This is a genomic window from Marinobacter persicus (assembly GCF_002934325.1).
Taxonomy (GTDB): Bacteria; Pseudomonadota; Gammaproteobacteria; order Pseudomonadales; family Oleiphilaceae; genus Marinobacter; species Marinobacter persicus_A.
This window is the reverse complement of sequence record NZ_PTIV01000016.1, coordinates 13,202-35,413: the sequence shown is the minus strand read 5'-3', so window position 1 is coordinate 35,413 and position 22,212 is coordinate 13,202. Positions and strand designations below refer to the sequence as shown.

18 protein-coding genes are annotated in these 22,212 nt (G+C 49.3%); 12 read left to right on the top strand and 6 right to left on the bottom strand.

The annotated features are described in order from the left end of the window. The first annotated feature begins 93 nt into the window (after window positions 1-93). From mobI to BY454_RS09755, 11 genes are all read left to right on the top strand, one after another. Complete coding sequence (gene mobI / locus BY454_RS09805) at window positions 94-666, top strand: conjugative transfer protein MobI(A/C) (RefSeq protein ID WP_104417163.1); 573 nt, start codon at window positions 94-96, stop codon at window positions 664-666. A 207-nt stretch (window positions 667-873) separates the two neighbouring features. Continuing rightward, on the top strand, window positions 874-3,789 hold the full coding sequence (locus BY454_RS09800; RefSeq protein ID WP_104417162.1) for a TrlF family AAA-like ATPase: 2,916 nt from the start codon (window positions 874-876) through the stop codon (window positions 3,787-3,789). 50 nt (window positions 3,790-3,839) lie between these two features. Continuing rightward, window positions 3,840-4,160: a helicase gene (locus BY454_RS09795; RefSeq protein WP_104417161.1), complete on the top strand. Its 321-nt coding sequence runs from the start codon at window positions 3,840-3,842 to the stop codon at window positions 4,158-4,160. Between the two features lie 27 nt (window positions 4,161-4,187). Next, complete coding sequence (locus BY454_RS09790) at window positions 4,188-6,287, top strand: GmrSD restriction endonuclease domain-containing protein (protein ID WP_104417160.1); 2,100 nt, start codon at window positions 4,188-4,190, stop codon at window positions 6,285-6,287. Window positions 6,288-6,745: 458 nt separating this feature from the next. Continuing rightward, window positions 6,746-7,336 (top strand): TetR/AcrR family transcriptional regulator, encoded by a 591-nt coding sequence (locus tag BY454_RS09785; RefSeq protein ID WP_104417159.1) that lies wholly within the window; start codon window positions 6,746-6,748, stop codon window positions 7,334-7,336. A 26-nt stretch (window positions 7,337-7,362) separates the two neighbouring features. Next, window positions 7,363-8,502: an efflux RND transporter periplasmic adaptor subunit gene (locus BY454_RS09780; RefSeq protein ID WP_104417158.1), complete on the top strand. Its 1,140-nt coding sequence runs from the start codon at window positions 7,363-7,365 to the stop codon at window positions 8,500-8,502. After that, on the top strand, window positions 8,502-11,549 hold the full coding sequence (locus BY454_RS09775) for an efflux RND transporter permease subunit (RefSeq protein WP_104417157.1): 3,048 nt from the start codon (window positions 8,502-8,504) through the stop codon (window positions 11,547-11,549). Before BY454_RS09780 ends, BY454_RS09775 begins: the two co-directional genes overlap by 1 nt. A gap of 10 nt (window positions 11,550-11,559) precedes the next feature. Then, window positions 11,560-12,048: a small multi-drug export protein gene (locus BY454_RS09770; protein ID WP_165794770.1), complete on the top strand. Its 489-nt coding sequence runs from the start codon at window positions 11,560-11,562 to the stop codon at window positions 12,046-12,048. Window positions 12,049-12,359: 311 nt separating this feature from the next. Next, window positions 12,360-12,557: a helix-turn-helix transcriptional regulator gene (locus BY454_RS09765; RefSeq protein ID WP_104417155.1), complete on the top strand. Its 198-nt coding sequence runs from the start codon at window positions 12,360-12,362 to the stop codon at window positions 12,555-12,557. Between the two features lie 15 nt (window positions 12,558-12,572). Then, window positions 12,573-14,249: a DUF927 domain-containing protein gene (locus tag BY454_RS09760; protein WP_104417154.1), complete on the top strand. Its 1,677-nt coding sequence runs from the start codon at window positions 12,573-12,575 to the stop codon at window positions 14,247-14,249. Window positions 14,250-14,309: 60 nt separating this feature from the next. Next, the gene (locus BY454_RS09755; RefSeq protein ID WP_104417153.1) at window positions 14,310-14,654 is read left to right on the top strand and encodes a helix-turn-helix transcriptional regulator; all 345 of its coding nucleotides are present in this window, start codon (window positions 14,310-14,312) and stop codon (window positions 14,652-14,654) included. A 45-nt stretch (window positions 14,655-14,699) separates the two neighbouring features. Here BY454_RS09755 and BY454_RS09750 read toward each other — a convergent pair whose 3' ends face one another. The 6 genes from BY454_RS09750 to rpmH all read right to left on the bottom strand — a co-directional run bounded on the left by BY454_RS09750 (window position 14,700) and on the right by rpmH (window position 20,059). After that, the gene (locus BY454_RS09750; RefSeq protein ID WP_104417152.1) at window positions 14,700-15,890 is read right to left on the bottom strand and encodes a site-specific integrase; all 1,191 of its coding nucleotides are present in this window, start codon (window positions 15,888-15,890) and stop codon (window positions 14,700-14,702) included. A 170-nt stretch (window positions 15,891-16,060) separates the two neighbouring features. Then, window positions 16,061-17,431 (bottom strand): tRNA uridine-5-carboxymethylaminomethyl(34) synthesis GTPase MnmE, encoded by a 1,371-nt coding sequence (mnmE, locus tag BY454_RS09745; RefSeq protein WP_104417151.1) that lies wholly within the window; start codon window positions 17,429-17,431, stop codon window positions 16,061-16,063. Between the two features lie 72 nt (window positions 17,432-17,503). Next, window positions 17,504-19,213: a membrane protein insertase YidC gene (gene yidC / locus BY454_RS09740; RefSeq protein ID WP_104417150.1), complete on the bottom strand. Its 1,710-nt coding sequence runs from the start codon at window positions 19,211-19,213 to the stop codon at window positions 17,504-17,506. A 4-nt stretch (window positions 19,214-19,217) separates the two neighbouring features. After that, window positions 19,218-19,511: a membrane protein insertion efficiency factor YidD gene (gene yidD, locus BY454_RS09735; protein WP_104417149.1), complete on the bottom strand. Its 294-nt coding sequence runs from the start codon at window positions 19,509-19,511 to the stop codon at window positions 19,218-19,220. Beyond that, on the bottom strand, window positions 19,511-19,909 hold the full coding sequence (gene rnpA, locus BY454_RS09730) for a ribonuclease P protein component (RefSeq protein WP_104417148.1): 399 nt from the start codon (window positions 19,907-19,909) through the stop codon (window positions 19,511-19,513). Before rnpA ends, yidD begins: the two co-directional genes overlap by 1 nt. 15 nt (window positions 19,910-19,924) lie before the next feature. Further along, entirely contained in the window at window positions 19,925-20,059 is a 135-nt protein-coding gene (rpmH, locus tag BY454_RS09725; protein WP_091704626.1) for a 50S ribosomal protein L34, read from the bottom strand. Window positions 20,060-20,711: 652 nt separating this feature from the next. Between rpmH and dnaA the strand changes: the two genes are divergently transcribed. Continuing rightward, a complete protein-coding gene (gene dnaA / locus BY454_RS09720; RefSeq protein WP_374953547.1) occupies window positions 20,712-22,160 on the top strand; it encodes a chromosomal replication initiator protein DnaA in 1,449 nt (482 codons plus the stop codon). Window positions 22,161-22,212 lie beyond the last annotated feature (52 nt).

Here is a 22,212-nt window from a genome sequence, read left to right as displayed (position 1 = left end):
TACTTTTGCCCAAATTGGCAAATTACAGACCCGTGGGTTTGTCTCTGCGGCCAGTAGCATTTCTCTTGAACATCAACCAACAGGAGAATGCTAATGAGCAAACCCAAAACCATTCAGGAAATCACCGATAAGTGGCATGAGGTGGCGCGCGCCGGGGAGTTTGACCATCATCAGGGGCGCCGAATGGCACTTGGTCAATGCAGACAGTATCTACAATCACTTTCCAAAAGCCTGGATATGGAGCGAGCGCGCCTTCGCTATCTCGCTCAGCGACTGTCGGACCATTTCTGGGCGCATAATGAGGCTCATCGAACCAAAGAAACGAGAGGCTATCCTGGCCATCACGGCTGCCGGGTGAGAATGCTGCACGGCAGCTTGGAAATGCACTGGTACTACAACACCTTCGTAAGAGTGAAAAACGGTAAGGGACATGCGGTTTTCAGTGAACACATCCGCCGTGCCCTGAAACACCGGTACTCAAAACCCGCATTTAACCGCGCTCACGACTGGGAAAGGCCCATCATTGAGGAGACCGAAGCCGGGTTTGAGATAGTGCGTATCATGAATGCAAACCTCACTCACATGCGCCGTCTCGTCAGGGCAAACCTGAAGCAGTTGGACAGTTTGGAGGCGCACTTCGATGGCCTTCGGCCTCCAGAATCCTAAACAAAAAATCGTTCAGGCCCGTCCCTTTCCGACGGGCTTTATGCATCTATTTTAGTGGATGATTACAAACAGTATTTGGCTTGAACTACGTAATCCTCTGGGTACAAGATTTGTCGAAAGACCTAGATTTTTTTGTATTCGCACCGACCTGTGTATACGATAGTTTGACAATAAAAAGCAATTCTTACGGTTGACTGCGAGGGATATGTGAAAAACTGCTCAAAAGGATCAATTTGGAGAAAGTGGGACCTCCATGTCCATACCCCATTTTCAATTCTGAACAACCAGTTCGGCGACGACTTTGACAATTACGTCAGAAAACTCTTTCGGTCAGCAATAGATCATAATGTAAGTGCCATTGGCCTGACCGACTATTGCCTTCTTGACGGCTATAAAAAAGTAGTCGAAGACTATATTCTCAACGATGATAAACTATCTGAGCTATTTGATGAGGATGAAATCAGGAAAATTAAGAATATTGCTATTTTCCCAAATCTCGAGTTTCGCTTGGACAAACTCGTAGTAGGCAAAGAGGTCGACTTAAAATGGAATAGGCGGACCAACTTCCACGTTATCCTTTCCAATGAATTGTCTCCCACATTAATCCAAAGAGAGTTTTTATCTAGAATACAGTTTGAAACTCACGCTGAAACAGGGCTTAAAGCAGAGAGAAGAGCCTTAACCAAAGAAAACTTGATAGAATATGGTGAAAGACTAATTGAAGAACACCCCGAGTTTAGAGGCCAATCTGCCCTTGCGGTAGGGATCTGCAATGCCTCGGTCAATACAAGCGAAATAGCAGAACTGCTCACCGAAGATGGAAGATTCAAAAAAAACTACTTGTTAGCTTTGCCGTGTGACGAAGACCTCAGCAGAGTAAGTTGGAACTCGGCCGGTCACGGTACTCGGAAGACACTTATTCAACAGAGCCAACTGATATTCTCATCTAACAAGCGTACGAGAAGCTTCTTGCTCGGAGATTATCACGATAATCCTACCTCTTTCAGAAAAGAATTTGGCTTACCTAAAGCTTGTATATGGGGTTCTGATGCACATGCATACGACACACTTTTTGAGCCTGACGAAGAAAATAACACTTGGATAAAGGCTGATCTTACTTTTGAGGGCCTCAAGCAGGTAGTATTTGAGCCGAGGTCACGGGTTGCTATTCAAGATACCTGCCCTGGCGATAAGGTAAGCTATGAAGTTATAGACTCTGTTCGATTCAAAGATTCCAGTGGGAAAAATATTTTTCCTGAATATAAAATAGAATTAAATTCGGATTTAAATTCGATTATTGGTGGCAAATCCTCAGGGAAATCGCTTTTACTCTATCATATTTCAAGGACGGCAAACAAAGAGGAAACCGTAAAGAAGTGTGATCTAGCAAAGGCAAGTACTTATCCAGAATTTGAAAATGAATCAAATTTCGACTTTGAAATCACTTGGAACGACAACACTAAACAAAGCTTTAGAGAAACAAACGACCAACGACCAATAACCTATATACCTCAGCTATATATAAATAAATTAGCCGAGGAAAGTGGTCGAGATCAACTCAATGAGCTTGTACTCGAAATTCTATATCAAGACAGGGAAATAAAGCTAGATGCTGAAGAGCTTTTTAAAAAATGTGATTCGTTGAATGAGAGCATCAGTACACAGGTTACAAAACTTGTATCCCTCAGACACAAGTATGCAAAAGAAAAGAGCGAAAAGGAAAAAATAGGAGCTGAGAATTCGGTAAATAATGAAAGAGAAAAAATAAAAGAAAAAATAGAAAAAATAAAAAAATCATCAGGTTTTACTCCTGAAGAAAGCAAGATTTATAAAAAGCTTAGCGACAGATTGTCAGTTAGTGAAAAAAGGCGTTCGTCTCTTTTAAGATATATTGAAATACACACTGAGCTAAAAAATGAATTAGTAAGAGAGATGGAAGACTCGTTTAGAAACGTAGCTCTTATGACGAATTCTGAAGAGTCAGAAAAAAAACGGTTTCACACTGGAAGCCGCCTTGTTCAGATAACACTGGCTAAGATTCAGAAAATTATTGATGACCTGCCAATAGAAGCGGGAAAGAACATTCGCCGCGCTAATAGCTTGATAGGCTCGCTAGATGAAAGAATTATAAATACCACGGAAAGTCTTGAAAAATTCTCGTCTAAAGTAAAAAGCCAAAACGAATTGAAAGGACTTCTAGAGGCGCAAAAACGGGAAGAAGCTAAGCTTAGAGCTATTCAAGAAGCAGGCAAGAAGGTCAAAAGCACTCTCGAACAAGGAAAAGCAGCTTCTGATCAGCTTAAAGCCCTGTATGAGCAGTTGTTTGACACATATGGTGAAATAGAGGCGCTTTTCAATGGTGCTGCGAAGATAGACAATGAAAATATAACGCTTCAAGCTAGCCTAGAATTCGATCACAATAGTTTCGATTCTTTCATAAACTGTTTTGATGCCAGAGGAAGCCTTGCAAGTATTCTAGGCGACTCGATTGATAGTGAAAACAATTATATTTACTCAAAAGACACGCATTTAGACTCTATATTCACCCTGAGCGAGAAGGTTCGAGATTTCTCCCAGATCGCCCATAAAGTTCGAAAGAGTGCGAACGAGGAACTAATCCTTAGAAATCTACTTCAGGATTGCTTTTACATATCTTTTAACTTGCTTTATAAAAATGACGACATTATCAGCATGTCGCCCGGTAAGCGAGGACTGGTGCTTCTCCATCTCATACTACACTTGAGCAATTCCTCTCACCCTATACTTATAGATCAGCCTGAAGATAATTTAGATAACCGAACAGTTTATAATGAACTCCGCGACTTTATTAGGGAAAGGAAAGAGAAAAGACAAATCATCATGGTCACTCACAACGCTAATATGGTTGTATCCACGGATTCCGAATGTGTTATCGTCGCGAATCAGGCTGGCCAGCAGCATGATATGGAAAACGAGCAATTTAGATTCGAATATGTTTCCGGCGCCATGGAGTGCACGTTTTTCGAACCAGATGCGCCTTCATTGCTTAAGAAATTCGGCATTAGAGAGCATATTTGCGAGGTTCTAGAGGGGGGGCAACTTGCATTCGAAGAGCGAGAGCGTAAGTACGCTTTCAAGCGATAAGGACAACTTAAGGCCCGATCGAGGTCGGCACCGGCCAGGGAGAGGAAGAGGTGCAGTTATCGACGCTGGTCGACAAGCTCAACGAGCGATTTGGTACTGAATTTACCCCGGCGGATCAGCTGTTCTTCGATCAGGTGAAGGGAACCGCTGTTGCCAACGAACAGCTACGGCAGGCCGTCATGGCCAACAGCCTGGAGAATTTCGAACCGGTATTTAACAAGCAGCTTGAGAATTTGTTTGTAGAGCGAATGGACGGCAACGAAGACATCTTCATACGCTTGATGAACGACGAATCCTTCCGCAATATCGCTTCTCAGTACCTGATGCGGGCTGTGTATAACCAGGTCAAAACCAGCGTTGAATCACAGTAACAGAACAAAAAAGGGATAACGTCCGTTATGAAAGCTACAGAAGCCAAGTTGCTCGACTTCCTGAAGAAGTCGCCACAATTTGTCATTCCGATTTACCAGAGAACGTATTCCTGGTCTGAACAGCAATGTCGCCAACTGTGGGACGACATTATGCGAGCCGGCACCAACGATGGTATATCAGCACATTTCATTGGCTCGGTGGTCTACATCGAGAAGGGGCTTTATCAGGTGTCCAGTCAATCACCATTGCTGGTCATTGATGGGCAACAGCGACTGACTACCACCATGCTGATTCTTGAGGCGCTATCTCGACACCTTGGGAACACAGAGACTCTGGAGGGGTTTTCGGCTAAGAAGCTGCGCAATTACTACCTGCTTAACCCGTTGGAAGACGGTGAGCGAGCTTACAAACTGCTATTGACCCAGACGGACAAAGAGAGCCTGCTGGCGTTGGTCACGCAGAAGCCGTTACCTGATGACGGTTCTCTTCGAATCCAAGAAAACTTCGAGTTCTTCAACAGCCAGATTGAGCGGCTAAACGGGGAACTGGAAACCCTCTGCCGGGGCCTTTCAAAGCTCATCATCGTTGATATTGCGCTGAGCCGAGACCAGGATAACCCGCAACTCATTTTTGAGAGCATGAATTCCACAGGAAAAGCTTTGAGCCAGGCTGACCTGATCCGGAACTATGTGCTGATGGGACTGGAGCCGGAGCATCAAACTCGGCTCTATCGCGACCACTGGCGTCCGATGGAGGTGGAATTCGGGCAAGAAGGCTATGGCGTTTACTTTGACAGCTTCATGCGTCACTACCTCACGGTTAAAACCGGGGAAATTCCACGGTTAGATGAAGTGTACGAGGCTTTCAAACAGCATTCACGTCGCGCCGAAGTTGCGAGTGCTGGTGTCGATTCATTGGTTGCCGAAATACATGCTTTCGCTCGGTATTTTTGTGCGATGGCATTGGGGAAAGAAACAGATAAACAGCTCGGAATGGCATTTAAAGATCTGCGTGAACTCAAAGTCGATGTGGCATATCCGTTTCTGTTGGAACTTTACCATGATTACCAACAGGACAATCTGTCCCAAGATGACTTTCATAGCGCTATTCGGCTGATCGAGGCTTATGTGTTCCGTCGTGCCGTTTGTGCCATCCCCACAAACTCGCTGAACAAGACCTTTGCGACCTTTCACAAATCATTGCAGAAGAACCGTTACCTGGAGAGCGTCAAGGCTCACCTGCTCGGTTTGAAGTCATACCGGCGTTTTCCGAATGACGAAGAGTTCAAAAGGGAACTGGCAGTACGCGATCTCTATAATTTCCGCAGCCGGAGTTACTGGTTACGCCGCCTGGAGAATTTCGAGCGCAAGGAGCGGGTTCCGGTCGACGAATACACGATTGAACACATCATGCCGCAGAATGAGAATCTGTCTGCTAGATGGAAGGATGAGCTAGGTCCGGAATGGAAGCGTGTGCATGAAACCTGGCTGCATACGCTGGGTAACCTGACTCTTACGGGCTACAACTCAGAGTACAGCGACCGAGCTTTCATCGAGAAGCGCGATATGCAGGGCGGATTCAAACAAAGCCCTCTACGGCTCAACGAGGGCCTGGGAGCTGTAGAAGCATGGAATGAGGACTCAATTAAGAATCGGGCCGCCAAGCTGGCCCAGGAAGCGGTGCGGGTTTGGGCGGCTCCGGTATTGCCGGACGAGATCCTCGATACCTACCGCAACGTGGCCGTCAAACCAGAAGCCTACAATCTTGAGGATCACCCTCAACTAGCAAACGGGACCCCAATGCGCGCTCTATTTGAGCAGCTCCGAAAGGAAGTCCAGGCGCTCGACCCGAGCGTCACTGAAGAAGTTCTCAAGCTCTATATAGCGTTCAAAGCCGAGACGAACTTTGTCGATGTGGTCCCGCAAAAGACCCGTTTGCGACTGTCTCTGAATATGCCGTTTCACGAGTTGAGCGATCCGAAAGGGATGGCTCGTGACGTGACCAACCTCGGACGTTGGGGAAATGGCGATGTAGAAGTAGGGTTAAGTGAGGAATCTGAGCTGGCCTATGTAATGGGGCTCATTCGACAGGCGTTCGAAAAGCAGATGGGGAACGATGCTGATTGAGCAGTGGGAACAGCGCCCCGGCAACTGGGGCGGAAAGTAGTGGCTGGACGATCACAATGAGCGAGAGTTCTCCAACAGCGGTCGGGGACTCTCCTGGAGGACTTTCCAATCGCTACACATACCTATCTGATTTGGATAACTTTGAGCCCATTCCATGCGCTCTAATAGGTCGCCTCTTGGAGATATGAGCAGCACATACGCTACTAATCTGGATAAGTTGTCGCCGGAATCCCAGTGCGTGGTTTTTCCAAATCAGGTGGAAACGACGTGCTCTCAGTCCAGTAACCTCCCTGCCAGCACTTCTCCCTCTCTTAAGAGCCTCGAAAAGGACTCTTTGCGCGATTGTTGGTGTAGATGTTTACTAATAGGGCTTGAATGGGGCTCTGAAAGGACCTTTATGGTTGACAATGCTACCGGTATATTATATAAATGATTATTCACTTAATTAAGGTGTGAAGATGTCGAATATTGGCCGTCCAATCAATTATGCTGCTCGTGAAGCGAAAATAGAGCGAATCATTAATGGTGCCATCCAGTGCTTCGTTAAGAAAGGCTTTCACGGGGCTGGAATCGCTGAGATTTCTCGAATGGCTGGCGTTAGTCAAGCTAGCCTCTACCAATATTTTTCCTCAAAAAATGAGTTGATCTTGGAAATCGCCAAGCGATATTTTTCAAGAGACATGGCTGCCCTCAAAAGAGTAGAAAGCGCCGACGACTTTCAAACAGCTCTGGAGAAAGAAGCGCACCTCACCGGTGACACGACCGGAACAATTATGTACTTAGAAATACTCGCGGAATCGTCTAGAAACCCCGAGATAAAGAAGATTGTACTTAATTCAAGCAAGGAGCTTTATGATGTTTCGTGCTCGATGTTTAAAAAGTCACAAGACACGGGCGTAATTAGTAATCACCTAACGCCTGAACAGATAACTCATTTTATTTTCGCATATATTGACGGAATATCCTGCCATATTGCAACGGCTGACGCCGAGTATTCGCCTGACATGTTAAGGCTGTTTATACAAACGCTTTTAAGACCTCGACCTTAGTATTTTCGTTTATAGGACTTCACAAATTGACATCGCTTATTTATATAAATGATCAGTTACATATTTATTATGCACGGGCTAATCGAGTTTTCGTATTAGGCATGCTTATTTGTACTTTACTGCTGTTACAGGGCTGTAGTGAAGAACCGACCCAAACTGCTACAGAAAACGTAAGAGCCGTATCGATTAACAGTGTGGCCGACGATGCTTATGTTAATAGCATTCGTTTTCCAGGAGTGACACAGACAGAAAACCGAAGCCAATTGTCTTTTGGTGTTGATGGTACAGTGAACGACGTTCTCTTCGATATTGGCGCGCAGCTCAACACCGGAGATGTGATGGCTGTTCTGGATCAGGAGCCCTATAGGCTTGCCCTTGAGAGCGCTCGCTCTGAAGCTGAGAAAGCGCGGGTTACATTTGAAGAAGCTAAAACAAATTATGAGCGACTCGTGCGGTTGCGTGAAAATAACTCTGTATCTGAACAGAATTTAGATGCTGCCAGATCGACATACGAAAACGCTCAATCGACGCTCCGTGATGCCCTGGCACAAATCAGGCTTGCAGAGCGAAACCTTTCTAAAACCGCTATCAAGGCACCCTATGATGGGGTCATTTCAAGTCGTAGTGTCGAACCCTTCGAAGAAGTCACTGCAAATCAAGTCGCTTTTACATTTGACGGCATGGAGAAGTTCATCGTTGACTCATCAATTCCCGGTGATCTGGCAGAGTATATATCAAATGACAAAGAACTAGAGATCACAGTGAACTATCGGGGGTCATATTTTAATGCCACCGTCGAGCATTTGGGTGAGCGAGCAAACGAGGGATTAAATTTCCCCGTTAGACTTCGTCTCGACACTTCCCGAGAAAAACGCCCTTTGCCAGGATTAGTGGTTAGCGTCAGTTATCGAATGCCCGACGGAGAAGGCGCGATATTTGTGCCTCACAGTGCTGTTGTTGCTGAGCCTACTGATGGGAATCCTTTTGTTTACCAGTACAACGAAAAAACCGGGAGAGTTAGTAAAGCAGGCATCCGTATTGTTAACGCTGAAGAAGGTGGCTACTGGATTAAAAGTGATCTTCAGAAAGGAGATTCGTATGTTGCTGCGGGTGCTGCCTTTATCAGTGAGGGTCAGAAGGTTCGACCGGCTGAGGAAGTACGATAATGTCTATTACTGCTTTTTCGATAAAAAACAGCCGACTTGTTTTATTTATTTTCATAATACTAACGATCACGGGTCTGGCATTATATCCGGATTACCCTTCTCGGGAGGAGCCCACCTTACCTATCAACCAAACCATCATAACGGCTTACCACCCAGCCTTAGATGTTTATGAGACAGAAGCCCTTATTGCACGACCAATTGAGCGAGCGTTGCGAGAATTAGAAGAAACGAAAAATATTACGACCTCAATAAGGGCAGGAGAAATTTATCTCTCTCTTGAAATAAAAGATGGTACGCCAAGTTATTCGCATGCGTGGCTTAGAGTCAGAGCGAGAATGCACGATGTACTTACTGAGTTGCCGGAGGGGGTATCAGGGCCATTCGTTAATGATAATTACGATGCGGTAGCCGTGATGACAGTAGCGCTAAGTGCAACGGATTATTCTTTTAGAGAGTTGAGGGACAAGGCAAATGAGCTTCGCAATTATCTTTATAGTATTCCAGGGATGGACAAAGTTACGTTGCACGGTGTTGCCGATGAACAGATATCAATAGAACTTAAGCCGTTTGTGGCATCACAGTATGCGCTGAACCCTAATGACATCTTTTTACAACTGAGTAAGAGCAATTCTCTCGGGGAAGTAGCGCGTATCAATTTTGATACTCAGCAAAGCCGAATTTTTGTTGAGAGCAGTTATGACGAACTGGCTGAAGTTAAGGAAACCGTGATATCGCTACCAGACGGATCTATGCTTCCGTTGAAAAATATTGCCGATGTCACCAGGGTTCCGGCTAGACCTCTGAATAGTGCAGCATACCTTGATGGTGATCAGGCCATTGTTGTTGCTGGTTATATGGCGCCTGGGCTTAATATGGTGGATTTTAACAAGCAACTGCGCCGTAAGCTGGACGAATGGGGGAGTGAGCTACCGGTAGGTTACCAAATGAAAACCATCACTGATCAGGGGAAAGTCGTTGATCAAGTGATATCGAAAATGATTTCAACGCTGCTCGAAACTATTCTAGTGGTGACGATCGTCACTGTACTTGCCTTGGGTCTTCGTGCGGGATCTTTGGTGGCACTGGCTGTTCCTGTCACGGGTGTTATCACGTTAGTTTTTCTAAGAATTTTTGGCGTAGAACTCAACGAAGTAAGCATTGCGTCGTTCATCATTGCCTTAGGTATACTCGTTGACAATCCCATGGTCATTGTTGAAGACATCTCAAAAAGGGTAGCGCAAGGCGAGGAGAGAGAGTCGGCTGCTTTATCTGCGGGAAAGACTCTGGGGACGCCCATTCTTATTGCTAGTTTAACCGTGATATTGGCTTTTGCTCCCCCGGTGTTCACTGACAATATTACTGCTATTTATATGCAGACACTAACTATTGTCATTGGTGTGATGCTGCTTGTTTCATGGTTTGTCGCTACGATGTTAACACCAATCATGGCTAAATGGTTTATCAATCAATCGTCCAAGACCCGGGGGATCTCTGGCGGTAAACCTTCCTATGTAATGAACGTAATGTCTTCCTTTTGGGACAAGGTTATTTCGCGTCCGAAGTTGTTTCTAAGTGCTTCGGTTTTAAGTCTTGTAGTGGCATTGTTTGTGTCAAGCACCATCCCAGAGGCGTTCTTCCCGCCTTCAGAACGTTCTCAACTACAGATTTCTGTTGAGCTGCCAGCGAACACGCCAGCGGAACAAACGGCTGCTGTAGCTGAAGAGATGACTCAGTGGCTAAGTAATGATGATCGGTTCCCGGAAATTACAGGTGCAACAGCTTATGTAAGTGAAGGCGGACCGCGCTTTATCCTTGGTTTAAACCCTCCTGAACCAGCACCTCACTCGGCATATTTTGTTGTAAACGTCACCAAAGATACGCTTGTCAGCGAGTTTGTCGATAAACTAAGAGCAGAAATGCCTCCTGAATATCCTTTTGCCGAACTCGAAATCAACCCGTTCTTTATGGGCTCCACGCCGCCAGGAGAGGCCGCTATTCGTCTTATTGGTAACAAGCAATCGAATATTCTAAAGGCTTCAGATGCTATTCAAGGAGCTCTCAACGAGGTAGAGCACACTATTAACGTAAAGCAAGATTGGGAACGTTCCGTTACGAACTTTCTGGTAAAGGTTGATCGTCCCGCAGCTCTATCCACAGGGGTGACTCGTGAGGATATCTTATTAGCACTCCGTGAACATAGTTTGGGAGAAAATGCCTCAGTACTTCGGGAGGGCGAGTATCAAATTCCAATCGTACTGAGCACGAATTTATCGGAGAATTTATCATTATCTCAATTGGAGAATATCCAAGTATTCCCCGAGTCCTCGTCTAAACCGGTATATCTATCTGATATAGCGATCATTGAAACCAGGCATGATCCGTCACTTATTAAGAAGCGCAACCTAACACCGACGGTCACGGTGACAGCATTGAATCCTTCAATGACATCAAAAGAATTAGTTAACTCCATATCAAACACTATTGATGAAGTAAAAGAGCAATTTGGCGTTCAAGTACAGTTTGGTGGTGAGATTGAAGAAAGTGAAGTTACAGCAGAAGCGATATTTGCTTTCTTACCATTGTGTATCTTAGCAATGATTATACTGTTTATTTATAAGTATAATTCGTTTAGAAAAGTGACAATTATCGTCTTGAGCGTACCTTTTTGTGCCATCGGCTTGCTGCTCGCGCTAGTTATCTTCCGTCTTCCTTTCGATTTTATGGCGAATCTGGCCATATTCGCCTTAATAGGGATTATTGTATCGAATGCTATGTTAATTATTGAGCAGGTCGATATTGAAAAAGAATCGGGGAAATCTGAGCTCGATTCCCTTAAATCGGCTTTGATGGAACGATTTCGTCCAATTATGTTAACCCAAATAACAACGATACTTGGACTTCTTCCGTTACTCATAGCGAATGATCCCTTATGGAGATCGTTTAATGTTGTAATTATGGGCGGACTTATCTCGGGAACCGTGGCATCTTTTATCGTTGTTCCAAGCCTGTATGTACTGTTTTTTAATAAAAAGAGCGCGAACGCGTAGGAACTTTTTCATGAATGAGTTGATGCTTTATGTAAGTGTATTTGTTGGGGCCGCGATTCCGGTTCTGGAAGTGTGGATTGCCGTACCTTTAGGAGTAGTGGCCGGTTTGCCGTGGTTCCCCGCAGCTATGGTTGGCTTTATCGGCAACCTTGTATCTTTACTACCGATTATCTACGCCAGTGAAAAAGTAACTGCTTTTGTCCGCCGTTGGCTAAAAAAATCTGAAACTGATGATATAGCTGAATCCGTACCTGAACGTAAAGACAGAAAACACCGAATTCTTGAAAAGTTCGGTGTTCCTGGCTTAGCTTTTCTTGGTCCTTTTCTTATTGGGGTCCATGCTGCGGCCGCATTTGCTATGGCAATGGGAGCTACAAAACGAAGTGTACTATTTTGGTTTACCTTGTCATTGATTTTTTGTTCGTTGCTCTTCGGCTTTCTAGCGGGAATAGGCATTACCGAAGTGTCAGATGGTAAACAGCTACCATTTTCAGGTTAGTGGCTGATGTAGAAAGTGGTTATCAGTTTCAGTGCATCAAAAAATGCAGCTGATAACGAGCACTGACTTTCACATGTGAAAGACACATAGCTAATTTGATCATAAAATGCGCAAAACCCACTCGCGCAAGCCATAAATTTCCAGTAATGACTTGTTTTTTTTAATTTATTTTGATTTTTATCTATTAATTATCAACAAGTTATCATCCACCCTCGCCTTTGTGCCCTTTAAGGGCAATTCCACGGTTCTCCCCCAAGACGAATATTTCCGATGATTACCCCCGATTGATTCACAAAAAATCAGGAGTAGTCATGAAGAAACAGATAACCACCTCAAAAGAGTGTTTGCTGACCTATGAGGAAGTTTGCACTGTTTTGAAAATGTCACAGGCAACTTTACGGCGCTACGTAAAGCAAGGCCGGTTTCCGGCACCAGTGAAGCCAAATCCCAATGGCCGAGCCGTTCGCTTTCGCTACCAGGATGTAAAAGCGTGGCTGGACAAGCTGTGAGAGGGGCTGCGTGATATGCAATACAAACTGCAAGATGACGGGCTCTATGCCTTATCAGGGGACCATTGGCAGCGTGTCGGTGGCTGGATTCAGGTAATGGCTCGCACCAGGCTAACTGACAAACGGCACGGGCACGGAGCGTTGCTGGAATGGCAGAATTTCGATGGTGTGAAGTTACGCGAGGTCGTGTATGCGCGAGATCTCAACAGTGACAATGCCCGGCAGGTACGGGATATGCTGGTTGATACCGGTTATCCACTGACACCCGGGCAGGCGAGCTGGAGCCGGCTTCAGCACTATCTGTTGGAACAGATGGCTCTGGCCGAACCGGCGACAGTGGTTAATCGAACGGGTTGGCACGGTGGAGTATTTGCCACCAGTAACTGGACGATCGGCTCAGCTGAAGAACCGTACCATTTCGTAGGCCAATTATCAGGCTCTCCGACGTTAGAGGAGTCTGGAAGTCTCAGCGACTGGCAGACTTATGTCGGGCAGCTATGCCGAGGCAATCCATTAGCAATATTCAGCATTGGCACGGCACTGGCGGCGCCACTGATTGCATCTGCTGGGATGGAAAATGGCGCTATCCATCTGGTTGGAACATCGTCGACTGGGAAGACGACCTTGTTGCAATTGGCAGCCAGCGTCTACGGGAACAACCGCTATGTCCGCAGTTGGATCTCAACCAGCAACGGATTAGCGGCAGTCTCCTCAGAGCACAACGACATGCTGCTGCCGTTGGATGAGATCGGTATGGCCCGTCCGGAAGACATCGATACGGCGATATATCAGATCATGAACGGCTCAGGGAAGCTACGCGCAAACGTTTCCGGCGAGCTGGCCGCAACGTCGCACTGGCGAACGCTGGTGTTGAGTAGCGGTGAAGTCTGGATTGCTGAGCTGCTTCAGCAGATCGGTAAACCGTTACGCGCTGGTCAGCAAATACGCCTGGTGGAGCTCCCAGTGTTTGGGACCTACGGTGCGTTCGACGAATTGCATGGTCACAAGCATCCTCAACAATTTGTGGACGAGCTTAAATCGTCTTGTCAGCGCTACCACGGCTCAGTCATTCGGGAGTGGGTTTCGTTACTGACCGAGCGTCACACTGAGCTCAGTCAGTATCTAAATCACGAGGTTGGTCGTTTGAGCGGTGCGTGGTCAAACGATCAGATGGCATCCCAGGTGCAACGTGTCATCCGGCGGTTTGCCTTGATAGGTGCAGCACTTTGTCTCGGAAGCAGAAATTTCATCCTACCATGGTCAGAAGAGGAGTCTCTATCGGCAGTCCACAGAACTCTGAAGGCTTGGTTGGATAATAGAGGCCACTCCAGAAACTCTGAGGAATTCCGGCTTCTCAAAGCGCTGGAGCGGGCAATGAAAGTCTGGGAGCGTAGTCTCAGTGATATTGAACAAGCGAGTGGCCAGGGGGGTGCTGGTTTTCGACGCTCACACGATGGGCGCGAGTTGTGGTTGATCTATAAATCGCACTTCCTGAAGCGGCTCGGGCTGCCGACCCATTACATGAGGGAAGTGGAAGTGCTGTTACAGCGTGACTGCCTGGTAAGTAATGAGCGTTCTCGGGGGACCTACAAAACCAGGGCCAATGGAGATTTACAGCGGTTTTTCGCGCTCAGGCCTGACCAAGTTAGGCGGCAACTTGAAGAGCTGGAGAGGGTTGAACATGAGGACTGACGTGGTGTTCCCAATTTCCCAGTTTTCCCACTTTGGTTATGGCGGTGTAGGGGTAGAGCGATGACAGAAAAAGAAATGTTACAGCGAGTATTGCAGGACATGATGATCCTTAAAAAAATCATTTTAGACCATATCAATGATAGCAAGGCGCCGGAGGCCGACAAGGAGATCATGAGCCTTGAGGAGTGTGCGGAATACACTGGGCTAAAGAAAAGCACCCTGTACCAGCTAACCTCCCAAAAGAAGATCCCTCATTTCAAACCAAATGGTCACCGGATTTTCTTTCGCCGTGCAGATATTCTGAAGTGGCTCCAGTCGAATCGGATTGCGACGGCGGACGAGATCGAAAAGGCGGCTGCTCAGCATCTGGTGAGCCATCGAAGACCAGGACGGCGGAGTGTTTGATGTGGGGCAGGTGTAAAGAGGGGCTTTGAAAGCCCCTCTCGTCACTTAGGCTGCACATTCCCCAACCTCGTCCAGTGTCTCCTCAAATATGTCAGGAAAACTCCTCATGGCCTCTGTACGGCGAGTTTCGAGTATGTCCGCATAGATTTCCGTTGTTCTGAGCTCGCTGTGGCCCAGAAGCCGGGACAACGAGTAGATATCCACACCCCTGGCCAGTTGATTGACCGCAAAGGTGTGCCGTCCGGCATGGAAAGTCACACTCTTGGTGATACCCGCTCGCATGACCCATTGCGCCAATGCAACGTTGGTGTAGGAGTCATACTTCAGACCTTTGAATACGCGATCACCCGGCTTGCCGCGATTCTCCAGGTTTAGCAATCTCACAGCCGAGTCTGGAAGATCCAGGTATTGCAGTGAGTTCCCGGCGTTCACAAGCTTCTTCTGCCGAAAAATGATGCGGTAGTGGCCATCGGCGAATTCCTCTATCTCACCCCAGACCAGCTTGTGGATGTCTGACCAGCGAAGGCCTGTGGTGCAGGAGAAAAGGAAAGCCCGCCGCAGCACTTCATACCGGCATTCGGCTTTGGTTAGAGCCCGGACCTCTTCGAGGGTCAGGTAAGTCCGCTTCGTGTTTTCCGGCTTGATGGACTTGACCTGTTGAACCGGGTTGTCACGGACAATGCCATCCCGATAGGCCTGGTTGAGCGCAGCCCGAACCTTGTTGAAGTAACTGCTGGTCGTGTTCTTGGCCAGTTTGGTACCGGATTTGGTGGTGGCTTCATGCTGAAGGTAGTGCCGGAACCCCTCCAGGAATCGCTTATCGACTTGTTCAAAGGTCAGTTCAGACAAGCCATGGAAGCGGTGCAGGTGATGACGGGTGGAGATCCAGATCGAATGGTTGGATTTGCTTCCGGAAGCTTTCTCGTCAGTCAGTTGATCGAAGTAATCGAAGAAGCTGGCAGAAAGCTTGGTCCGATCATCCAAGCCATGTCGTGACGACTCGATTTCCAACAGCCGCTTTGCCCGGATGGCCTCAGCCTTCTGATTCACGGTCTTGTTGTGCTCACGCTCCGCCGGAAGGCGGGGTTTGTCGTAGAGGAACAGGTTCAGGGGCTCATATGAGCGCTTCTGCGCCCGAGAACCGTTCTGACCCGTCTTGGAACCGTGATAGTAGACCAGTCGCAAGGCACGGTGGCCGTTCTTGTCTGGTTCGCGTTTTTGGATAGTGATTTTCATGTTTTGCTCCTTTTGTGCTCCGAGTGCTCCGAAAACTTATACTCGGAGCACACACGGAGCAAGAGGGGGCAAAACGGATCAAATTGCCTGCAAAGAAATAGAATGAATTTCGTTATAAAACAATGGCTTATTTGTATTTTATTGGATGCTTTTCGATCTTTTTGGCCGTTTCACTTCCCGATACAGAAAGAACTGAAGATCTTGCCCAACAGCTCATCCGGAGTCAGATGTCCGGTGATCTCACCCAATGCGTCCTGGGCGACGCGAAGATCCTCGGCCAGCAATTCACCGGCGCCATAGCCATCCAGCTGGGTCTGGCCCTGGAGCATGGATTGATGGGCCCGTTCCAGGGCATCCAGATGGCGCCGCCGCGCCAGGAATCCGCCCTCGGTGCTGCTGGCAAAGCCAATGCACTCCTTCAGGTGATCCCGAAGGGTATCCAGCCCCTCGGCGGACTTGGCCGCCAAGCGAATGACCGGGGCCGACTGGCCGGGCTCGGCCGAAATTCCCACCGGCTCGCCGGACAGATCCACCTTGTTGCGAATCACCGTGACCGGCGCGTTTTCCGGTAACTGGTCAATAAAATCCGGCCAGATCTCGTGGGGCTCAGTTTTGTCGGTGGTGGTGGCATCCACCAGCAACAGAATGCGATCGGCCTTGCGGATTTCTTCCCAAGCCCGGGCAATACCGATCTGCTCCACCTCATCCGGGCTGTCCCGCAACCCGGCGGTATCAATGATATGCAACGGCATGCCGTCGATGTGGATATGTTCTTTCAACACGTCCCGGGTGGTGCCCTCAATGGCAGTCACAATGGCAGTTTCCCGGCCGGCGAGGGCGTTCAACAGACTCGACTTGCCGGCGTTGGGGCGGCCGGCAATCACCACGTTCATGCCATCACGCAGAATGGTGCCTTGCTCGGCTTCGGCCAGGATCGCCCGCACCTGGTCGATCAGCCCGGCGAGATCGCCGGCCACCTTGCCGTCGGCCAGGAAATCAATTTCCTCTTCCGGGAAATCAATCGCCGCCTCCACGTAGATGCGCAGGTGGGTGATGGCGTCCACCAGCTGGTCGATGCGCTGGGAGAAGACCCCCTGCATGGAGCGCACGGCGCAACGGGCCGCCTGTTCCGAACTGCTTTCGATCAGATCGGCAATGGCTTCGGCCTGGGCCAGGTCCAGTTTGTCGTTGAGGAACGCCCGCTCGGAGAATTCCCCCGGTCGGGCCAATCGGGCGCCCTGGTCGCAGACCTCGCGCAACAGCAGATCCAGAATCACGGTTCCGCCATGCCCCTGCAACTCCAGCACGTCTTCACCGGTGAAGGAATGGGGGTTGGGGAAAAACAGCCCCAGCCCCTCGTCAATCAGTTCGCCCTGACTGTCGAGAAACGGCCCGTAATGGGCGTAGCGGGGCTTGGGGTCAAAGCCCAGCATCTGGCGGGCAATGGTACCGGCTTTGGGGCCGGAGACCCGGACAATCCCCACCCCGGCCTGGCCTGGGGCGGTGGCGATGGCAGCAATGGTGTCAGTAGCTGGCTGCATGAAATCTATCCTGGATAAAAACAACAAAGGCTCCGCAAGGGAGCCTTTGAGTGGTGAAAGTGACTGACGGCGTCAGTATTTCTTGCCCGCGGTTTCCGCTTCGATCTTGCGGGTAATGTACCACTGCTGAGTGATCGACAGAATGTTGTTGGTCAGCCAGTAGAGTACCAGACCGGCCGGGAACCACAGGAAGAACACTGTGAACACCAGCGGCATGGCCTTCATCAGCTTCGCCTGCATGGGGTCCGGCGGCGTCGGGTTCAGGTGCATCTGGATGAACATGCTGGCGCCCATCAGGATCGGCAGAATGAAGTACGGGTCCATCTGCGACAGGTCGTTGATCCACAGGAAGAACGGCGCATGGCGCAGCTGTACCGATTCAAACAGTACCCAGTACAGGGAAATGAACACTGGCATCTGTACCAGGATCGGCAGACAGCCGCCCAGCGGGTTGATTTTTTCCCGCTTGTACAGCGCCATCATTTCCTGGGACATACGCTGACGGTCATCCCCATAGAGTTCCTTGAGGCGATTGAGCTGCGGCGCTACCGCCCGCATTTTCGCCATGGAACGGTAACTGGTAGCCGACAGGTGGAAGAACACCGCTTTGACCAGAACCGTCAACAGGATGATGGACACGCCCCAGTTGCCCACCACCTCGTGGAACCACTTCAGGATGTAGAACAGCGGCAGGGAGATGAAAAACAGCCAGCCAAAGTCCACGGTGCGGTCCAGGTTCGGGGCCAGGGACTCCAGGCGTTCGATGATCTTGGGACCGACATAGGCGGTGGCGCCTACTTCCGCAGTCTCACCCGGTGCCACGGTGGTGGCCGGATAGACAAAGCCCATTACGTACAAATCGCCGCGTTGGGTGGTCTGAAATTGAGCCGGTTGCTCTGGCTCAGGTACCCAGGCGGTCAGGAAGTAATGCTGCAGGAACGCCAGCCAACCCCCGGTCACCTGCTTGTTCAAGCGTTCTTCAGACAGATTTTCGAAATCGTATTTCTCGTAGGGATCCTCTGGGGTACTGACCACCAAACCCAGATACGCGCGCACGCCCATGCTGGCTTGCGCAGTGGGGTCAGGAGACTGATCACGAACGATCTTGCCGGTAAAGTTACTGGTCCAGGCGTTATCGGACTGGTTGTCGATCAGGTAGCGAACGTCAATCTGATAACTGTCACGGTTCAGTTCATAACGCTTGGTGATCACAACACCGCTATCGGTGGTGTACGTCAGGTCAATCTGCAATTGATCCTGATCTTCCGCAAGCGTGTATTCACTACGCTCGGCGCTGAATACCGGGGCTTTGGCGGAGTTGCGACCATCCGGACCATCCTGGCCAATCAGACCACTTTCCAGGAGGTAAGTGCGATTGGCGGTGTTGGTCAGCAATTTGAGTGGCGCCTTGCTGTCCAGGGATTTGTCGTAATCCAGCAGGGAGCTGGACACCAGGTTGCCGCCAACCCGGTCAATTTTCAGCTCATAGACATCGGTGGTCACCGTGAGGTAACGGTTTGCCAGTTTTTCCGTGTCAGCGGAGTTAGAAGCACTCAGACCACCGGTTTCGGGCGTTGCAAACTCGCCTTCTCCGGATGCCTCGGTACCGCTTTCAGGCAATACCATTTCGTCGGACGAGCCGTTACCGGCACCGATGCTGGCATTTTCTGTCTGGGCAACCTGTTCCGTGGCTGGCTGATGGTAGTCCTCGTTCCAGGCCAGGACCATCAGGTAGCTGACAATCGCAAGACCGGCAAACAAAACGATGCGTTTGATATCCATAAACTTAGTGTCTGGTCTGAGTAGTGGAATGGGGGCGTTCAGTCTGATGGCAGTCCTGTGATTCACAGGTTGATACAGACGTGTCGGTTCCTTGTACCGGATCATAACCGCCTTCAGCCCAGGGGTGGCATCTCAGAAGACGGGCAACGGCCAGATAACTTCCCTTGAGTGCACCATGATGCTGAATAGCTTCGACGGCGTATTGTGAACAGGTGGGATGATGTCGGCAATGGCTCGCCATCATCGGACTCAGTGCGTATTGGTAGAAACGGATCGGCAGGAGCAGTATTTGACGCATTAACTCGTACCTCGAGGCTTTGCGTCTGAGCGTTCAGACGAAATCTGGCGATGTTTTTTCTTTACACGTTGCCAGAGTTCATTGAGGGATGACTGCACCGTTGCATTATCAAGACGGTTCAGTCCCTGACGGCCGAGAACAACGATATCCAGCCCAGGAAGATCCTGCTGGAGTCTGAACGTTTCCCTGACCTGGCGCTTTATCCGGTTTCTCTGGACGGCCAGTCGCAGGTTTTTCTTCGAGAAAATCAAACCGACCCTGGCGTGGCCCAACTGGTTGGGCGTTGCCAGGATCAGAAAATTCCTGTGCGGAACTTTCAGAGCTACGTCATTAAAGACTTTGCTGTAATCCGAAGGCTTCAGAAGCCTGTGAGATTTCGGAAACCCCAAAGTCTTCATGAGGTAATCCCGCAGTTACGCTGACAGACGTGCGCGACCTTTGGCACGACGACGGGACAGGACCTTGCGACCGTTTGCAGTCGCCATACGGGCACGGAAACCGTGAGCACGCTTGCGCTTCAGGACGCTCGGTTGAAATGTTCTTTTCATGGTGAAGTTCTCACAAATTCGTCAATGGACTTTGATCGTTGGCTGAAAAACAGACAGCCAAAACAGGAGCGGCATTCTAGTCAAATCCCGGGGCAAGTTCAATGTTTCTGGCAAGGGACGTTGGTATTTCTGATCGGAGCAGCGCAGAGGATGACGAATCATAAAAATCAGTAGGGTTTTTTAATTCTTTTAAGGATTATTTATTACTGTTATTAGGCAGGCTGTTTTCTGTGAATAAGCCAAATTTATGAACGAAAAACAGTTGCTTGGGATATTGATAAGGGTCTTGATGATTGCCGATGAGCTCTGTGGAAAGTCGAGGCAGGAAATGTGTAAAAAGCCGCTTTGGCGAAAAAAACGGAGTTGTTCATGGTTCGGTGCAACGGTTTCACACAGGGTTGAGAACGGGGTATGCACACCAACCTGTGGGTAAGTTTTTTTGAGATGATTTTCTGTACACAAGGCTGTGTATATATCCACAAGCTGATGAAAGAAAAAACAAAATATTTCCACAGGCTGTTCATGAAGAAGATTGATGGCCTTTTACTGGTTACACTCTCGGGGTAGAATTCGGGGTCATCTTGAACGTCCCTCCCCGGGTTGTATGGCGCGGGAATAGCGGTTTTCAGCAACAGGCGGTTTGTCGAGCAGTATGTGGCATCAATGTCTTGAAGTACTCCGGGACGAGTTCCCGGCACAACAGTTCAATACCTGGTTGCGGCCTCTGCAGTCTGATCTGCGGGAGGGGCAACTGATGTTGTTCGCGCCGAACCGTTTCGTGATGGACTGGGTCAACCAGAAGTATCTGCGCCGTATAGAGGAAGTATTGAAAGACCTTAACGGTGGCCAGGCCCCACGGGTGGTAATGAAAGTGGGTTCGGCACCGAAGGAAAACGAGCCTGTGAATCGCTCGGTGGACAAGCCCGAGCCGTCCTCGGCGGTGGAGGAAACCGGCCGTACGGTCACTGAAGAAGAAAAAAGTGTGGCCGCGACAGTACCGGCCGCGACCACAGCACCCGTTTCGCCCGAGCGGCGCAGTCAACAGCGCCGGGACGTGCAGGTGGAAGGCGATATCAAGCATCAGAGTTTCCTGAACGAAAGCTTCACCTTTGAAACGTTTGTGGAAGGTAAGTCGAACCAGCTGGCCCGGGCGGCGTCGATGCAGGTGGCGGAAAATCCCGGTGGCGCCTATAACCCGTTGTTTCTCTATGGTGGCGTCGGTCTGGGTAAAACCCACCTGATGCACGCCATTGGTAATGAAATCGTTCGTCGCAATCCCGGCGCGAAAGTGGCCTATTTGCGCTCGGAACGTTTTGTGGCGGATATGGTCAAGGCGTTGCAACTCAACGCCATCAACGAATTCAAACGCTATTACCGGTCGGTCGATGCCCTGTTGATCGATGACATCCAGTTCTTCGCCCGCAAAGAGCGTTCCCAGGAAGAGTTTTTCCACACGTTTAATGCCTTGCTGGAAGGTGGGCAACAGGTGATCGTGACCTGTGACCGCTTTCCGAAGGAAATCGTGGACATGGAAGAACGCCTGAAGTCCCGTTTCGGTTGGGGCCTGACGGTGATGGTCGAGCCGCCGGAACTGGAAACCCGGGTGGCCATCCTGATGAAAAAAGCGGAGCAGGCGAACGTCAAGCTCAGCAGCGAAGCGGCGTTTTTTATCGCGCAGAAAATCCGGTCTAACGTCCGGGAGCTTGAAGGCGCGCTTCGTCTGGTGATAGCGAATGCTCACTTCACAGGTTCGGAAATCACCCCGCCGTTTATTCGTGAAAGCCTCAAGGATCTGTTGGCCCTGCATGAGAAGCAGGTTAGCATCGACAACATCCAGCGCACCGTGGCGGAGTACTACAAGATTAAAGTGGCGGACCTGCTGTCCAAACGCCGGACCCGTACCGTCACCCGGCCGCGCCAAGTGGCCATGTCCCTGGCCAAAGAGCTGACCAACCACAGTCTTCCGGAAATCGGGGACGCCTTCGGGGGGCGGGATCACACCACGGTCCTGCACGCCTGCAAGAAAATTGTCGAGCTCCAGGAAACCGATCCCGGTATCCGCGAGGACTATCAGAACTTCATGAGACTGCTGACGACCTGACGGAATCGGGTCGTTGCCAAACATTCACTTCCGATAACAGAAACCGAGTGCC

Coding starts and splice junctions, on each gene's coding strand:
- BY454_RS09775 (WP_104417157.1), top strand. CDS start 8,502: ATGTCTATTACTGCTTTTTCGATAAAAAACAGCCGACTTGTTTTATTT.
- BY454_RS09785 (WP_104417159.1), top strand. CDS start 6,746: ATGTCGAATATTGGCCGTCCAATCAATTATGCTGCTCGTGAAGCGAAA.
- rpmH (WP_091704626.1), bottom strand. CDS start 20,059: ATGAAAAGAACATTTCAACCGAGCGTCCTGAAGCGCAAGCGTGCTCAC.
- BY454_RS09790 (WP_104417160.1), top strand. CDS start 4,188: ATGAAAGCTACAGAAGCCAAGTTGCTCGACTTCCTGAAGAAGTCGCCA.
- BY454_RS09770 (WP_165794770.1), top strand. CDS start 11,560: ATGAATGAGTTGATGCTTTATGTAAGTGTATTTGTTGGGGCCGCGATT.
- BY454_RS09750 (WP_104417152.1), bottom strand. CDS start 15,890: ATGAAAATCACTATCCAAAAACGCGAACCAGACAAGAACGGCCACCGT.
- yidC (WP_104417150.1), bottom strand. CDS start 19,213: ATGGATATCAAACGCATCGTTTTGTTTGCCGGTCTTGCGATTGTCAGC.
- BY454_RS09755 (WP_104417153.1), top strand. CDS start 14,310: ATGACAGAAAAAGAAATGTTACAGCGAGTATTGCAGGACATGATGATC.
- dnaA (WP_374953547.1), top strand. CDS start 20,712: ATGTGGCATCAATGTCTTGAAGTACTCCGGGACGAGTTCCCGGCACAA.
- mnmE (WP_104417151.1), bottom strand. CDS start 17,431: ATGCAGCCAGCTACTGACACCATTGCTGCCATCGCCACCGCCCCAGGC.
- rnpA (WP_104417148.1), bottom strand. CDS start 19,909: ATGAAGACTTTGGGGTTTCCGAAATCTCACAGGCTTCTGAAGCCTTCG.
- BY454_RS09765 (WP_104417155.1), top strand. CDS start 12,360: ATGAAGAAACAGATAACCACCTCAAAAGAGTGTTTGCTGACCTATGAG.
- yidD (WP_104417149.1), bottom strand. CDS start 19,511: ATGCGTCAAATACTGCTCCTGCCGATCCGTTTCTACCAATACGCACTG.
- mobI (WP_104417163.1), top strand. CDS start 94: ATGAGCAAACCCAAAACCATTCAGGAAATCACCGATAAGTGGCATGAG.
- BY454_RS09760 (WP_104417154.1), top strand. CDS start 12,573: ATGCAATACAAACTGCAAGATGACGGGCTCTATGCCTTATCAGGGGAC.